We start from the raw sequence: 14,806 nt of genomic DNA, 5'->3' as shown, positions 1-14,806 counted from the left end.
GTGTTTCGCGCCCTGGCGTTCGAACCTGCGATAGGGTCAAATCATTTCGCCGGGGACATGACTATGACAAAAAAACCGTCAAAAGCGTCCCTGTCGATGGGTAAATTTTGTGTAAGGGCAGCGTGTCCTCTGCCTGCTTTCCTAATGTCACACCCCGCCAGGAGGCCAAGAATGTCCATTGCTCCCAACCGCGACACCATCCTGTGCATGTCGCTCGCCGCGCGTCCCGGAACGTTCGGTGTACGCTTTCACAACCATCTGTATGAGCAGATGGGTCTCAACTATTATTACAAGGCCATGACCACAGGCGATCTGCCGGCAGCCATTGGCGGCATCCGCGCCTTGGGCATCCGTGGCTGCGGCGTGTCGATGCCGTTCAAGGAAGCCTGCATACCCTTGGTCGACGAACTCGATGCATCGGCGTCGGCCATCGAATCGATCAATACCATCGTCAACGACAACGGTTATCTGAAGGCCTACAACACCGACTATCTGGCCATTCGCCAATTGCTGGATACGCACGCCGTCGACCCCGACACCACCTTCGCCCTGCGCGGCAGCGGCGGCATGGCCAAGGCCGTAGCGTCGGCGTTTCGCGACGCCGGTCTGCGCAATGGCCTGATCATTGCGCGCAACTACGAAACCGGCCGCGCCCTGGCCGATACGTGCGGTTATCCCTGGCAGGCCGAGTTGGGCGACTCGCGCCCGCAGCTATTGGTCAACGTCACGCCGGTTGGCATGACCGGCAGCAACCAGGCAGAGGAATTGTCATTTGATATGGCGGCCATCGAAGCGGCGCAACAGGTGTTCGACGTCGTCGCCCTGCCGTGGCAAACCCCTCTGATCAAAGCTGCCCAAAAACTCGGAAAGCCGGTGATCACCGGCCTGGAGGTCATCGCCATTCAGGCGCTGGAGCAGTTCGTGCTCTACACCGGCGTACGCCCTAGCGCCGAGCAGTTACGCCTGGCCACCGAGTACGCCCGCGGCTGACGCAGCTGTCATTCCAGCCGCGACAGGCGCTCTTCAAGCGCAGCGATACGTGCTTCCAGCTCGTCCAGGCGGGTATCGTCGTGTTTTGAGCCGTTGCGTTCGGGCGGCACGCCCCGGGCGCTCAAGATGGCGTCGATGGCCGCAGGATCACCCAGGGCATGGCTGTAGCGATCCTCGCGCTGCCCCGCCTGGCGTGGCACATGTACCGCGAAGCCGCGGCTTGCGAGACGCTCCAGCTGATGCACGATCTGCTCGGCGTCCTCGAAATCGTGGAGGCGGGCACTGCGCGTCAGCAGCTCGCCAACGGTCTGTGGTCCGCGCAGGAACATCAGCCCCATCAGAATGACCTGAGCGGGCACCAGCTCCAGCGCTTTGTCCAAACGATGCTCCCAGCGATCGGCGCGGCTGCCCATCACCAGACGAGTCATCTGCCGACCTTCGAGCGCGCGCAGGCTCTGCCCGATCTGCCCCTGAGTGTACTGGGTCACCGGTTCGCGACTGGTTTTCTGATTGCACGCCAGCACCAGCGCATTGAGCGTCAATGGGTAGGTTTCAGGATTGCTGGCCTGTTTCTCGATCAGTGCGCCCAGTACGCGAATCTCCACGGCATCGAGCCGTACGGGTTCGGAAGCGGTTGTTTCAACATCGGTCATGGCATAAACCCCAGGCAATCGGTAACGGCCAGTATGCTATAAAAATCGCCCAGACGGCTGCCTGCCGCCGCCTGTGGCGCGGTCGCGCCTGCGCCAGCGAGCAGGCCCTCGGCTCCCTGCCAAATTTAGGGTTGCTGCGCATGTAAACCGGCCTTAGACTGCCGCCCCTCTTGACCATGTGCCGTGTGGTGCTTGAAGAATTCTGCCTGCGTCGCTGACAGCGTCGCGGGCTTCCTGTTTTGCCCTAGCGCATTATTCGTTTGCAGAGAAATCAATGACAAAGGAAAAGTTGCTGGCCATGCCGGCTGATGACTACATGAACGCTGAGCAACTGGCCTACTTCACCGAGCTGTTGCAGGCCATGAAGATCGAGACCCAGCAGCGCATCGAGCAAAGCCGTGTAGCCATTGAAAGCCTGGACACGCCCGCCGATCCTGCCGACGCTGCCTCTGTAGAAGAGGAGCGTCATTGGTTGGTCAATGTCATCGAGCGCGACCAGCGCCTGCTGCCGCAATTGGAAATGGCCCTGGGCCGTATCAATGACGACAGCTTCGGCTGGTGTGACGACAGTGGCGAGCCGATCGGCCTGAAGCGCCTGTTGATCAGCCCTACCACCAAGTACTGCATCGAGGCGCAAGAGCGCCACGAGCAGATCGACAAGCATCAACGTCAAGCGTGATCAATAGACCGCAGGCGTTTCTCACGCCTGCGGATGCAAGGCCACGTTGAGTTCATCGACGATGGGTGCCCACTCCGCATCGCTGTGCAGCTCCTCTTTCAGAAAGCTGCGCTGCTGATCAGTCCAGAAAGGCGCATCGATCAGTTTGGTGTCTTGGTCGAGCTGATGCTCGGCAATGAATTTCTGAATGTCAGCCTCTTCGCTGGCCAGGCCCAGTTGATCGAAAAGGCCAGTAAGGCTTGGGTTCGGCAGATCCATGTTGACTCCTCTGCGGCCGTTTCCAGCCATGATTGAAAGGTTACTCAGTATCTGAGGCGAGGGCTTCGCCAGAGTTCGCTCGCAGTACCGTGTTTGTTTGCAATGGACGGCACAGGGCATCGAGCTTTGTCCCGATCCTGTTTGAACGTGTCCATCCAACAAACTTCTTGACCGCGCTGGGGTTCGATTCGGTACTATTCGCGCCAGATCACCGTCATGCGCTTCGCTGCCCTGCACGTGTTGGTCGCCAGCTTCCCCATGAGGCCGCGGCGCCGCTCTGCCATACACGTCCAGGCTTGCCTTTTTCCTTCGCGGTCTTCGGCAATTTTCCCTGCAGCAGGTCGACGCTGCGCATCCCGGATCAAGGTTCGATCCTTTAGTCTTTCGTTAGCAGGTCGGTGGCAATCATTGCACGTGCTGCCGACCGTTCGGCGCTCCCCGCGTCTTCAGGTTATTACCACGCGAACAGCGTCCGGTAGTCTGTGTTTCGATTTGAGGATTCTTCATTGGCAGTAACTAATCTGGATATGCACGCCCTGTTCGTGCTCGGCGACTTGCGTGCGAAGTTGGTCAAACTCTTTCAGTCGCGTTTCGTCTATGTCACCGAGCAAAGCGCGGAAGGCATCTACATGGCCGAACTCGATACCGAGTCCGCGCTGGTGGTCGACGACAAGCCGCGGCTCGAACTTAAAGTAGGCGATCACTTCCGCGCCGCCGTTTTGCCAAGCCGTGAAGGTGGCAAGTTCGAGCTCAAGTTTCGTGACATCAAGCTTACGGTCTACGGGCTTGGCGAATATGCATTCGTCAGCATGGCTCAGGGCGAAGGCATCGTGTTCAAGGAAGGTCAGACCGTGATGCTGGTCTTCGCTGCCCACGAGCGCATCGAGGAAAATCTGGGCAAGACCTTGAAAGCGGCGACCGCCAAGGCAGCCAAATGGCGCAAGGGCGAATTGACCTTCAAACCCAGCGAATAATGCTTCGGGGAACCTGCGCTACAGTAAGGTGACTTACCCAAGTCATCGACTGTTTACCGAGGAACCCCGCATGAAAGGATTACGTGCCTGGCTGGTCGCCTGTGGCGCCGGCCTCTGGCTATCGACCGCAACACTTCCGGCCCACGCGCAAACCACGCCCATCCAGTTCGCCGACCTGAACTGGGAGAGTGGCAGCCTCATTACCGAACTGTTGCGCTATATCGTCGAGAAGGGCTACGGCCTGCCCACCGATACCCAGCCTGGCACGACCATCACCCTGGAAACGGCGTTGGCCAAGAACGACATCCAGGTCATTGCCGAAGAGTGGGCCGGCCGTAGTCCTGTCTGGGTCAAGGCCGAAGCCGAGGGCAAGGTGATTGGCTTGGGTGACACCGTCAAAGGCGCCACCGAAGGCTGGTTCGTGCCTGAATATGTGATCAAGGGCGACGCCGCCAAAGGTATCAAGCCGCTGGCGCCGGATCTGCGCAGCGTCGCCGATCTGCCGCGCTACAAGGATGTTTTCAAGGATCCGGAAAGCCCAGACAAAGGCCGCTTCCTCAACAGCCCCATCGGCTGGACATCCGAAGTCGTCAACGCGCAGAAACTCAAGGCCTACAAGCTGACCGACGACTACGTCAATTTTCGTTCGGGTTCAGGCGCCGCACTGGACGCCGAGATCGCCTCTTCTATCCGTCGCGGCAAACCCGTGCTCTTCTACTACTGGTCACCGACCCCGCTGTTGGGCCGCTACAAGCTGATCCAGCTCGAGGAACCCCCTTTCGATGCCAAGGCCTGGGCCACCCTGACCGATGCTGACAATCCCGCGCCGCTGCCTACCCGTTCGCTGCCATCGAAGCTTTCGATCGGGGTGTCCAAGGCATTCCAGCAGGAGTATCCGCAACTGGTCGAGTTCTTCGCCAAGGTCGACTTTCCTATCGATCCCTTGAACAAGGCCCTGGCCAACATGAGCGAAGCCCGCACTTCGCCTCGCCAGGCTGGCGAGGCGTTTCTGAAGGATCATCCTGAAGTGTGGAAGACCTGGCTGCCTGAAGACGTGGCCAGCAAGGTGAGCGCCAGTCTGAAATGAGTCAGTGACCGCTGTCGCTGCGGTGGCTGCTGACCTCGGCAGGCACCGCTTCTCCAGCCGTGCGTTTGCGAAACAGCGCTGCGCGGGCCAGCAGCAGCGTGGTCACCGGCACGGTGATCGACAGCAGGATGGGGATGAGCCAGGCATGCACCACCGGCCCATGCTTGAGCCAGGAGAAGTACAGGATCGACGCCAGCGCCACACACCAGGCGCCCAGCGTGGACGCCAGCGCTGGCGGGTGCATGCGCTGGAAGTAATCCTTGAAGCGCAGCAACCCCAAGGCGCCCGTGAACGCGAACAGACTGCTGGCGAGCAGCAGTATGGCCGTGGCCACCTCTACCCAGAAGGGTAAAACCTGGAGTGAATTCATTCGATCACTTCTCCACGCAGCAGGAACTTGGCCAGCGCGAACGACCCTACGAAGCCGAACAGGGCAATCAGCAGGGCCGCTTCGAAATAGGTGTCACTGGCGTAACGTATGCCCAGCACCAGCATGACCAGCATCGCCAGAATGTACAGGTAGTCCAGAGCCAGTACCCGGTCCTGGGCCGACGGTCCTCTGAACAGCCGGATCAGCGTCAGCAACATCGCCAGGGCGAATATGAACAGGCTCGCGACAATGGCGTTTGACAGCAATGCGCTCATTGAAAGATCTCCATCAGCGGGCGTTCGTAGGTGTCCTTGAATTCCTCGATGAATTGCGCCTCGTCATCCAGATCCAGAACATGCATCAGCAAAACGCTGCGATCCAGCGCCAGCTCGGACCATACGGTGCCTGGAATGACGGTGGCGACTGCCGCCAAGGCAGCCAGCCCGTTGGCATTGTGCAACTGCAACGGAATCTCCACGAACGCCGAACGTGGCGGGCGAGCGTCCATGCTCCACACCTGCCAGAACACCTGCAGGTTCGACACCAGAACACCGCCGCCTACGCGCAGCAGCAGCCGCAGTATCACCATGGGCCGACGGATACGCACGGCCTGGGGCCGCAGCGGCGACATCAACAGCGGCGCCAGCCATCCCAGCAGCACGGCGAGCAAAAGGTTGCCGGCACTCATGGAGACGTTGAGCAGCAACCACAGCACGGCCAGGGCGATCGACAGCAACGGAGCAGGGAACAGGCGACTCATGGTTCACCCTCAAGGCTTGTTGTAGTCGGACCAGGTACCGGCTGGGCGCCCAGCACGGTCATCACGTATTGCTTGGGATCATCGAGCATGGCCGCCGTATCGGCCGTGTACCGCAGTAGAGGTTCTGCGCGCATCGCCAACAACACACACAATCCCAGCAGTACCATGATCGGTACACACTCGTTGAGCCGCAGCAACGGTGAAGGCCGCTCGTGCGGCGTCCAGAAGCGCTGCATGCCCACACGCGCCAGAGCGATCAGCGACGCCAGTCCGGACAGGATCAGCAACGCCAGGTAGACCCACGCGCTTGCACTCGGGGTTTGCTCGGTGGCCACCCCGAGTCCCTGTGGATTGAACAACGCGGCAATCAGATTGAGTTTGCCGATGAACCCGGACAACGGCGGCATGCCGATGATCAGCAATGCGCAGGCAATGAAACTCAGCCCCAGGAAGGCCATGGTCCAGGGGATCACCTGGCCTACCACGGCCTTCTGCTCGTCATCCAGATTGATACCCTTGGGCGGATGCAATGCCTCGACTGCAGCTGGCAGCGGGTCGGCGTCGTACTCCAGCGGAATCTCGTTGGCGGACCGCGAACGCTCGATCAATTCGGCGAGCAGGAACAGCGCGCTGAGTGCCAATGTCGAGCTGACCAGATAGAACAGCGCGGCAGCGATCAATCCGCTCTGTCCGAAGCCGATCGCCGCCAGCAGGATGCCGGCTGAAATCAGGATGCTCAGGCTCGCCATGCGCTCCAGTCGCTGCGCCGCAAGAATGCAGACGGCAGCCACGGCGATGGTCGCCAGGCCCCCGTAGATCAGCCACTGACTGCCGAAATGCGCCGAGGCACCGGCCTGTCCGGAAAACATCAGGGTCCACAGCCGCAGCAGGGTATAGAAGCCCACCTTGGTCATGATCGCGAACAGAGCCGCAACCGGGGCGCTGGCGGACGAGTACGCCGGCACCAGCCAGAAATTCAACGGCCACATGCCCGCCTTGGCCAGGAAGGCTGTCGCGAGAATGGCAGCACCGGCGTGCAGCAGGCCTCGATCTGCCTCAGGCACCAACGGAATCTTCAGGGCCAGGTCAGCCATGTTCAGGGTTCCCGTGACCCCGTAGATCATGGCCGCACCGATCAGGAACAACGACGAGGCCAGCAGGTTGATCGCGATGTAATGCAGCCCGGCCGATACCCGGGCCTTGCCCGAACCATGCAGCATCAGGCCATAGGAGGCGGCCAGAAGCACCTCGAAGAACACGAACAGGTTGAACAGATCGGCGGTAAGAAATGCGCCGTAAAGGCCCATCAACTGAATCTGGAACAAGGCGTGGAAGCTCGCGCCGGCCCGATCCCACCGGGCCATGGCGAACAGCAGGGCGCAGACGCCGACGATGCCCGTCAGCACCAGCATCAACGCCGAAAGCCTGTCCACCACCAGCACGATACCGAATGGCACCTGCCAGTTGCCGGGCAGGTACACGCCAATCGAACCGGCCTGGCCTTGGTCCTGGACCCACCACATCAGGTAACAGGCAATCGCCAGTCCCAGCAGGCTGGAGATGATGTTGATCTGCGCTTTCAGCGAACGGTGTTTCTCTCCGAGCAGCATCATCAACGCCGCCGTGAACAGCGGCAGAATGATGGGCGCAGCGATCAGATGGGGCATCCAGCTCATTCCTTGGGCTCCCGGCCGTCTACGTGGTCAGTGCCGGTCAGGCCCCGCGAAGCCAACAGAACCACCAGAAACAGCGCAGTCATCGCAAAGCTGATCACGATGGCAGTCAGTACCAGTGCCTGGGGCAGGGGGTCTGTGTAATTGAGCAGGTCCTGTGGCACACCTTCCTTGATGATCGGCTCCTTGCCGATGAACAGGCTGCCCATGCTGAAGATGAACAGGTTGACTCCGTAGGACAGCAGGCAGAGGCCCATGACCACCTGGAACGTCCGTGGACGCAAGATCAGCCAAACGCCCGATGCAGCCAGTACGCCGATGGCAATCGCTATCACTTCTTCCATCAGACGGCTCCTTTTGGGGCAATGCCTTTGGGCAGGCTCGAGGGACGATGAGCACGCACCGACTGGTGACCCAGCGCGGTGAGCATCAGCAGAGTGGATCCCACCACCACGGTGAACACACCGATGTCGAAGAACAGGGCACTGGCGACATGAAAGTCACCCAGGACCGGCAAATGAACATGCGCAGTATGTGTAGTGAGGAATGGATAACCAAAGGCAATGGCGCCGATCCCGGTGACAGTGGCACAAAGCAGTCCGGTACCCATCCAGCGCAGCGGTCGCAGGCGCATCTGCGCCTCCACCCACTGGGTACCCGCCACCATATATTGCAGGATGAACGCTACCGATAGCACCAGGCCGGCAACGAATCCACCGCCAGGCTGATTGTGCCCGCGCATGAACAGATACATCGACACCACCACTGCCACTGGCAGCAACAGACGAACCAGAACGGCCGGAACCATCATGAAACCCAGCGCAGTGTCGTCCGCGCCGCGCGGGTTGATGAGATCGGTGACCACGTCGGGTGCCAGCGAACGCTGCTGCGCCGGCAGTTGCATGCTTTCCTTGGGTGGCCGGAAGCGCCGCAGCAGGGCAAACACGGTCAGGGCCACGGCGGCAAGCACCGTGATCTCGCCAAGGGTATCGAAACCGCGGAAGTCCACCAGCATGACGTTGACCACGTTGGTCCCGCCGCCTTGAGGCAGGGCACGGCTCAGGTAGAACTCGGAAATGAAGTTGGGCGTGGCGCGGGTGAGCATCGAATAGGACAACAGCGCCATGCCGCCGCCGACCACCACCGCCAGCACCAGATCGCGCAGACGGCGCAATTTGGCACGGTCCAGCGTCGCCCTGGAGGGTGCGACATTCTCGATCCGCCGAGGCAGCCAGCGCAGCCCGAGCAATATCAACACCGTGGTCACCACCTCGACCACCAGCTGAGTCAGCGCCAGATCCGGCGCCGAGAACCAGACGAACGTGACGCAGGTCATCAATCCGCACACGCTGACCATGGTCAGGGCTGCCAGCCGGTGGTACTTCGCCTGCCAGGCAGCGCCCAATGCGCAGGCAATGGCGATCAACCAGAGAATCACGAAGACGCCTGATCCCGGGATCTTCGGTCGATCCCCCCAGCTCAGTCCGCTATAAAGCATCGGCGCCAGGCCTGCGAGCACCGCAACCAGCACCAGCATGAACAGTTGGGCCTGCAGGCGTCTGGTGGTAAGCAGTCGCTCCACCCTGCGCGCCAGCCGCATCATGACCACCTGCGAGCGCTCGAACAGCCGCTTGCCGTTGAAGCGCTCGATCACCGGTGGATAGCGCAGCCGACCGTGACGGAACTGATTGCGCAGCAACACATAAAGGAGCACGCCTGCCCCCATCGCAATCAGGCTCATGACCATGGGCGCGTTCCAGCCGTGCCATATGGCCAGGCTGTACTCAGGCAGCTCGCCCCCCACAACGGGTATCGCCGCAGCCGCCAGGAAGGGCGCCACCGACTGTGCCGGGAAGATGCCGACCACCAGGCAGGTCAGCACCAGCAGCTCCACGGGAGCACGCATCCAGCGCGGAGGCTCGTGGGGGATGTGGGGCAGATCGGTGGCTTTGGGGCCCAGGAACACGTCAACCGTGAAGCGCAGTGAATAGGCGACGCTGAAGATACCGGCCAGCGTCGCGACTACCGGCAGGGCTATCTCGACCCAGGCGGTGGAGCTGATGAAAACCGTTTCGGCGAAGAACATTTCCTTGGACAGGAAGCCGTTCATCAGTGGCACCCCTGCCATGGCCGCGCTGGCAACCATGGCCAGCGTCGCCGTGTAGGGAATGAGTCGGAACAGCCCGCTCAGGCGGCGTATGTCCCGTGTTCCACTTTCGTGGTCGATAATGCCGGCGGCCATGAACAGCGACGCCTTGAACGTCGCGTGATTGAGAATGTGGAACACCGCAGCCACCGCTGCCAGCGGGCTGTTGAGCCCAAGCAGCAGCGTGATCAGGCCCAGGTGGCTGATCGTCGAGTAGGCCAGCAGGCCTTTGAGATCGTTCTGGAACATCGCCGCGTAAGCGCCGAGCATGAGCGTGCAGGCCCCTGCGCCGCTGACGATCCAGAACCATTGTTCGCTGCCCGACAGGGAAGGCCATAGCCGGGCCAGCAGGAATACCCCGGCCTTGACCATCGTTGCCGAGTGCAGATACGCCGAAACCGGCGTCGGCGCCGCCATGGCGTGCGGCAACCAGAAATGAAACGGAAACTGGGCGCTCTTGGTCAGCGCGCCCAGCAGGACCAGGGTCAGCATGACCGGATACAGGCCATGCGCACGGATGGCGTCGCCCGCAACCAGCACCTTGTCCAGGTCGTAGCTGCCCACGATATGGCCCAGCAGCAACACGCCAGCCAGCAGGCACAGACCACCGGCACCGGTCACCATGAGCGCCATGTAGGCACCACGGCGCGCATCGGCGCGATGGTGCCAGTAGCCAATCAGGAGAAAGGAGAACAGGCTGGTCAATTCCCAAAAAAACACCATCTGGATGAGGTTGCCGGAAATTACCAGACCCAGCATGGCGCCCATGAACGCCAGGAAAAATGCGAAGAAGCGAGGGACTGGGTCCTGCGGCGACATGTAATAGCGCGCATAGAGCGCCACCAGCGTACCGATGCCCAGCACCAGCAATGAAAACAGCCAAGCGAAGCCGTCCAGGCGCAGCACCAGGTTGAGTCCGAGGCTGGGCAGCCAGAGGAATTCCTCGCGGATCACACCACCGTTGGCAATTTGCGGGTACAGCATGGCTACCTGTACCGTGCCGACCAAGGCAACCAGTCCGGCCAGAAGCGATTCTGCGTTGCGTGCGTTGTGCGGCAGGATGGCCGCCACGCAGCTGCCTACGAAGGGCAGAAGCAATAGTACTATCAAGGACATAGGCTTCTAATCTGCAGGAATATTGAAAAGGATCATACGGGGTCACTGGGTGATCACCAACCCGCAAGCTGTGCCAGAATCGTACAGGCATGCCATAACGACTTGTTTTTTTATGACAATTTTTTACCATCGATAGCTCCGCCTTGATCGCGTCGATCAGCGGGACTACCCCCAGCGAGCGCAGATTCCCTTGGTCAAAGACCCCAGTTCCAGAGCCTCGGTACTCCAGCACGTCAGTCATAACGTACGTCGCCTGCGCCAGGCCGCCGGGCTTTCGCAGAGCGCCCTGGCAGAGTGCTCCGGGGTCAGCCGCCGCATGCTGGTGGCTATCGAAGCCGGTGACAACAACGTCAGTCTCACGACCCTGGACCGTATTGCCGAAGCCCTTGATGTCGCTTTCAGCGATCTCATCCAGCCTGGCGAGAATCGCGACCCTGGCCGGATCAATGAACTGGCCTGGGTCGGCACATTCCCTGGCAGCAAGGCCGTCCTCCTGGCCAGTACAGTAGCCAGCAAGGAGGTCGAACTGTGGGAGTGGCTGTTGCAGCCTGGCGAAACCTATGCATCGGAGCCCGATGCCGAAGGCTGGAGCGAGCAGATCTACGTTTGTGAAGGGCGACTGACCGTCGTATTGGACGGCCGCTCCCATGCGTTGGCAGCTGGCGAGTTTTTTGTCTATCCCAGCAATCAGCCCTATGCCTATCGCAATGACAGTGAAACGTTGGTGCGCTTCGTACGCAACGTCGTCATCTAAGTTCGTTTCCGCCAACAAAGACCCGCAGCCGTCTGGCTTCCGAACTCACCTCCTTTTCAAGGTTGCCCGGCGCTGCGGCATTCGCCATGATCGTTGCACAAGAGCAGCCCACACGATCCAGCATCCGAACCGGAGCCCGAATGAGCCTGACACCTTCTGCCACTTTCCCCGTTCCCGAGCGCCTGCGCGCCACGCGCGCGCTCATGCAACGCGAGGGCATCGACGCCCTGCTGGTGCCTTCGGCGGACCCGCATCTATCCGAATACCTGCCTGAACACTGGCAGGCACGCCAATGGCTTTCCGGTTTCCAGGGTTCTGTCGGCACCTTGATCGTGACCGCTGATTTCGCAGGGCTTTGGGCCGACAGCCGCTACTGGGAGCAAGCCCAGGTCGAACTCGACGGAAGCGGCATCCAACTGGTCAAGCTGATGGCTGGGCAGCCGGGTCCATTGGACTGGCTGGGCTCGCAGATGCATGCTGGGACCACGGTCGCGGTCGATGGCGCAGTCATGGCCGTTGCTGCCGCCCGTCAGTTGCGAGAAAAGCTGCAACACACAGGTGCGTCGTTGCGTACCGATATCGACCTCTTCGCAGAGATCTGGCCAGATCGCCCCCCATTGCCTGCGCAAGCTGTCTACGCCCACCTACCGCCGTACGCCGCTCGCGAGCGCGCCGAAAAACTCAGAGCGCTGCGCGAGCAGACTCGATCCCAGGGCGCTCAGTGGCACCTGCTGGCAACTCTGGACGATATTGCCTGGCTGTTCGACCTGCGCGGTTCGGACGTTTCCTATAATCCGGTCTTCGTTGCCTTCGCGTTGATCGGCGAGCACTCGGCAACCCTGTTCACCACACTGTCCAGGATAGATTCCACGCTTATCCAAAGCTTGGCGCAGGAAGGCATTGACGTTCGCGAGTACACCGAGATCGGCGCCGCCCTGGCTGTGGTGCCAACCGGCGAGAAGCTTCTGATCGATCCTGCTCGCGTTACCGTCGGCATCATCGAAAACCTCGCTACCGGCGTTACCTTGATAGAAGCGCTGAACCCAACGACCTTGAGCAAGTCACGCAAGACCGCAAAAGAAGCAGAGCATATTCGCCACGCCATGGAGCAGGACGGTGCGGCACTGTGCGAGTTCTTCGCGTGGCTGGAGGCTGCCTGGGCAGGCGAGCGCATAACCGAATTGACCATCGACGAGCAGCTCACGGCCGCACGCGCGCGTCGACCCAATTTCGTCTCCCTGAGCTTTTCGACCATTGCCGCGTTCAACGCCAACGGTGCCATGCCTCATTACCGCGCCACTGAGAAAGCCCACGCCGTCATCGAGGGCAACGGTCTGTTGTTGATCGACTCGGGCGGCCAATACCTGGGCGGCACTACCGACATAACCCGCATGGTCCCGGTCGGTACGCCCACGGCGGATCAGAAAGCGGATTGCACTCGAGTGCTGAAAGGCATGATCGCCCTGTCACGGGCTACGTTTCCAAAAGGGATTCTTTCGCCCTTGCTCGATGCCATTGCGCGTGCACCCATCTGGGCCGACCAGGTCGACTATGGGCACGGCACAGGCCACGGTGTGGGTTACTTCATGAACGTTCACGAGGGGCCGCAGGTCATTGCCTACCAGGCCCCCGCCACGCCCCAGACAGCTATGCTGCCGGGGATGATCACCTCCATCGAGCCAGGGACCTATCGGCCCGGACGCTGGGGAGTGCGTATCGAAAATCTTGTCCTCACACGCGAAGCCGGGCAGGGCGACTTCGGTCAGTTCCTGAACTTCGAAACGCTGACGCTATGTCCGATCGATACCCGCTGCATCGACATTCCCCAGTTGTCGACCGTCGAGCGCCAGTGGCTCAACGACTACCATGCCGAAGTCGCCAGACGGGTGGCGCCGCTGCTTGCCAATGCGCCGTTGGAATGGCTGCGCGAACGCACCCAGCCGATCTGACCTGTGCAATCAGTCGGCGGCGACGGCAGGAGCATGCTCGGCGCGGATCGTCAACGTGGCTCCCACAGAGGCCATGATGATCGCGCCGATCGCCAGCCACTGAGTGGCGCTTAACACTTCATGCAGGAACAGCAACCCGGAAAGTGCGCCGATGGCTGGCTCCATGCTCATCAGCGTGCCAAAGGTGCGTGCCGGCAAGCGTGTCAGCGCAACCATCTCGAGGCTGTAGGGCAGAGCCGTGGACAAGATCGCCACAGCAATGGCCGTCGGGATCAACGCCAGGTCGAGCAAGGCGGTACCTGCATGCGCGATGCCGACAGGAGCAATGAACACTGCAGCGATCATCACGCCCAGCGCTGCGGTCTGCACACCGTTGTCGGCGCCCGCCTTTTGGCCATAAAGGATGTAGAGGGCCCAGCACACACCTGCGCCCAGCGCATAGCAGACGCCTACTGGATCGAGACCTGCCTGGGCATCGCCGAGCGGTATCAGCAGCAGTAACCCCACGAGCGCAAGTGCCACCCAAACGAAATCCATCGCCCTGCGCGAAGCCAGAATCGCAACTGCCAGCGGGCCAGTGAACTCCAGGGCCACGGCGATCCCTAGAGGAACCGTGCGTAGAGACATATAGAAAAGCAGATTCATGCAGCCCAAGGCGATGCCGTAGATCATCACGGTCTGCAATGCCTTCCAGGTCAATCGGGCTCGCCACGGGCGCAGCAGGATCAACATGAACACGCTGGCGAATATAAGGCGCAGGGCAGTCGTACCCTGCGCCCCTATCAGCGGAAACATGCCCTTGGCCAATGAGGCGCCTGTCTGGATGGACGCCATGGCTATTAGAAGAAGCGCGATAGGGTAGAGCTTGGTGGTGAGCGAAGGCGGAGTCATGAGGCGGCTACTTGGCAGAGGTTAGGTATGCGTTGGTCGTATGATGGCTAAGCTGCAAGAAATGAGCAATATATTGCCCATTTAAATTTATTGAACTTTCAACACCCTGGGCTATTGACGCGCTCTGTAATCTCTCTATAATTCGCCCCACTTCCGGCGCAGCCGAAACGATAAACGCTTTGTTAATCAATGAGTTAGTCGTTCAGGCAGTGAGGAAGTACTTCGATCTTCAAGATCGGAAGCGGTGAAAAAGGCAGTTGACAGCGGTTTGAAACGCTGTAGAATTCGCCTCCCGCTGACGAGTGATCGAAGCGAGTCAAGTGTTTGAAGTTGTTCAGGTTTCTGGAAAAATACTTCGAAATAAACGCTTGACAGAATATGAGGTCAGCGTAGAATGCGCGCCTCGGTTGAGACGAAAGAATCAACCCACCGCTCTTTAACAATTGAATCAAGCAATTCGTGTGGGTGCTTGTGAGTTAAGACTGTTAGTCAAAAAGATTATCAGC

15 protein-coding genes are annotated in these 14,806 nt (G+C 60.4%); 6 read left to right on the top strand and 9 right to left on the bottom strand.

Annotated elements, in window-relative coordinates; all coding sequences use genetic code 11:
* The first annotated feature begins 171 nt into the window (after nucleotides 1-171).
* Nucleotides 172-990, top strand: a complete 819-nt coding sequence (locus AC788_RS00705; RefSeq protein ID WP_049858728.1) for a shikimate 5-dehydrogenase — start codon at nucleotides 172-174, stop codon at nucleotides 988-990.
* Nucleotides 991-998: 8 nt separating this feature from the next.
* Here AC788_RS00705 and AC788_RS00700 read toward each other — a convergent pair whose 3' ends face one another.
* Nucleotides 999-1,643, bottom strand: a complete 645-nt coding sequence (locus AC788_RS00700; RefSeq protein WP_049858727.1) for a YceH family protein — start codon at nucleotides 1,641-1,643, stop codon at nucleotides 999-1,001.
* Between the two features lie 274 nt (nucleotides 1,644-1,917).
* On the opposite strand from AC788_RS00700, the gene AC788_RS00695 reads away from it, so the two are divergent.
* Nucleotides 1,918-2,322, top strand: coding sequence for a TraR/DksA family transcriptional regulator (locus AC788_RS00695; RefSeq protein ID WP_049858726.1), 405 nt, complete (start codon nucleotides 1,918-1,920; stop codon nucleotides 2,320-2,322).
* Nucleotides 2,323-2,343: 21 nt separating this feature from the next.
* Here AC788_RS00695 and AC788_RS00690 read toward each other — a convergent pair whose 3' ends face one another.
* A complete protein-coding gene (locus tag AC788_RS00690) occupies nucleotides 2,344-2,580 on the bottom strand; it encodes a DUF2789 domain-containing protein (protein ID WP_049858725.1) in 237 nt (78 codons plus the stop codon).
* 506 nt (nucleotides 2,581-3,086) lie between these two features.
* Here AC788_RS00690 and AC788_RS00685 point away from each other — a divergent pair.
* Together AC788_RS00685 and AC788_RS00680 are read left to right on the top strand one after the other, a co-directional pair.
* A complete protein-coding gene (locus AC788_RS00685; RefSeq protein WP_082223526.1) occupies nucleotides 3,087-3,554 on the top strand; it encodes a hypothetical protein in 468 nt (155 codons plus the stop codon).
* 70 nt (nucleotides 3,555-3,624) lie between these two features.
* The gene (locus AC788_RS00680) at nucleotides 3,625-4,641 is read left to right on the top strand and encodes an ABC transporter substrate-binding protein (protein ID WP_049858723.1); all 1,017 of its coding nucleotides are present in this window, start codon (nucleotides 3,625-3,627) and stop codon (nucleotides 4,639-4,641) included.
* Nucleotide 4,642: 1 nt separating this feature from the next.
* On the opposite strand, the gene AC788_RS00675 is transcribed toward AC788_RS00680, so the two are convergent.
* The 6 genes from AC788_RS00675 to AC788_RS00650 are packed head-to-tail and all read right to left on the bottom strand — an operon-like array spanning nucleotide 4,643 to nucleotide 10,706.
* Complete coding sequence (locus AC788_RS00675; RefSeq protein ID WP_049858722.1) at nucleotides 4,643-5,011, bottom strand: Na+/H+ antiporter subunit G; 369 nt, start codon at nucleotides 5,009-5,011, stop codon at nucleotides 4,643-4,645.
* The gene (locus AC788_RS00670; RefSeq protein WP_049858721.1) at nucleotides 5,008-5,286 is read right to left on the bottom strand and encodes a K+/H+ antiporter subunit F; all 279 of its coding nucleotides are present in this window, start codon (nucleotides 5,284-5,286) and stop codon (nucleotides 5,008-5,010) included. The genes AC788_RS00675 and AC788_RS00670 overlap by 4 nt, the downstream gene beginning before the upstream one ends.
* Nucleotides 5,283-5,771: a Na+/H+ antiporter subunit E gene (locus tag AC788_RS00665; RefSeq protein ID WP_049858720.1), complete on the bottom strand. Its 489-nt coding sequence runs from the start codon at nucleotides 5,769-5,771 to the stop codon at nucleotides 5,283-5,285. The genes AC788_RS00670 and AC788_RS00665 overlap by 4 nt, the downstream gene beginning before the upstream one ends.
* Nucleotides 5,768-7,447, bottom strand: a complete 1,680-nt coding sequence (locus AC788_RS00660) for a monovalent cation/H+ antiporter subunit D (RefSeq protein ID WP_049858719.1) — start codon at nucleotides 7,445-7,447, stop codon at nucleotides 5,768-5,770. The genes AC788_RS00665 and AC788_RS00660 overlap by 4 nt, the downstream gene beginning before the upstream one ends.
* A complete protein-coding gene (locus AC788_RS00655) occupies nucleotides 7,444-7,788 on the bottom strand; it encodes a Na+/H+ antiporter subunit C (protein WP_043186251.1) in 345 nt (114 codons plus the stop codon). The genes AC788_RS00660 and AC788_RS00655 overlap by 4 nt, the downstream gene beginning before the upstream one ends.
* Nucleotides 7,788-10,706 carry a monovalent cation/H+ antiporter subunit A gene (locus AC788_RS00650; RefSeq protein ID WP_049858718.1) on the bottom strand — a complete coding sequence of 973 codons (2,919 nt, stop codon included), beginning with the start codon at nucleotides 10,704-10,706 and terminating at the stop codon, nucleotides 7,788-7,790. Before AC788_RS00650 ends, AC788_RS00655 begins: the two co-directional genes overlap by 1 nt.
* Nucleotides 10,707-10,896: 190 nt before the next feature.
* Between AC788_RS00650 and AC788_RS00645 the strand changes: the two genes are divergently transcribed.
* A complete protein-coding gene (locus tag AC788_RS00645; RefSeq protein WP_049858717.1) occupies nucleotides 10,897-11,460 on the top strand; it encodes an XRE family transcriptional regulator in 564 nt (187 codons plus the stop codon).
* A gap of 140 nt (nucleotides 11,461-11,600) precedes the next feature.
* Nucleotides 11,601-13,409 carry an aminopeptidase P family protein gene (locus AC788_RS00640; protein ID WP_049858716.1) on the top strand — a complete coding sequence of 603 codons (1,809 nt, stop codon included), beginning with the start codon at nucleotides 11,601-11,603 and terminating at the stop codon, nucleotides 13,407-13,409.
* A 9-nt stretch (nucleotides 13,410-13,418) separates the two neighbouring features.
* Here AC788_RS00640 and rhtA read toward each other — a convergent pair whose 3' ends face one another.
* On the bottom strand, nucleotides 13,419-14,300 hold the full coding sequence (gene rhtA, locus AC788_RS00635; protein WP_049858715.1) for a threonine/homoserine exporter RhtA: 882 nt from the start codon (nucleotides 14,298-14,300) through the stop codon (nucleotides 13,419-13,421).
* Between the last annotated feature and the right edge of the window lie 506 nt (nucleotides 14,301-14,806).

The organism is Pseudomonas sp. RIT-PI-a, assembly GCF_001187875.1.
Taxonomy (GTDB): domain Bacteria; phylum Pseudomonadota; class Gammaproteobacteria; order Pseudomonadales; family Pseudomonadaceae; genus Aquipseudomonas; species Aquipseudomonas coleopterorum.
Note: the sequence above shows the minus strand (reverse complement) of the source record. Positions and strands in the feature narration are given on the sequence as shown.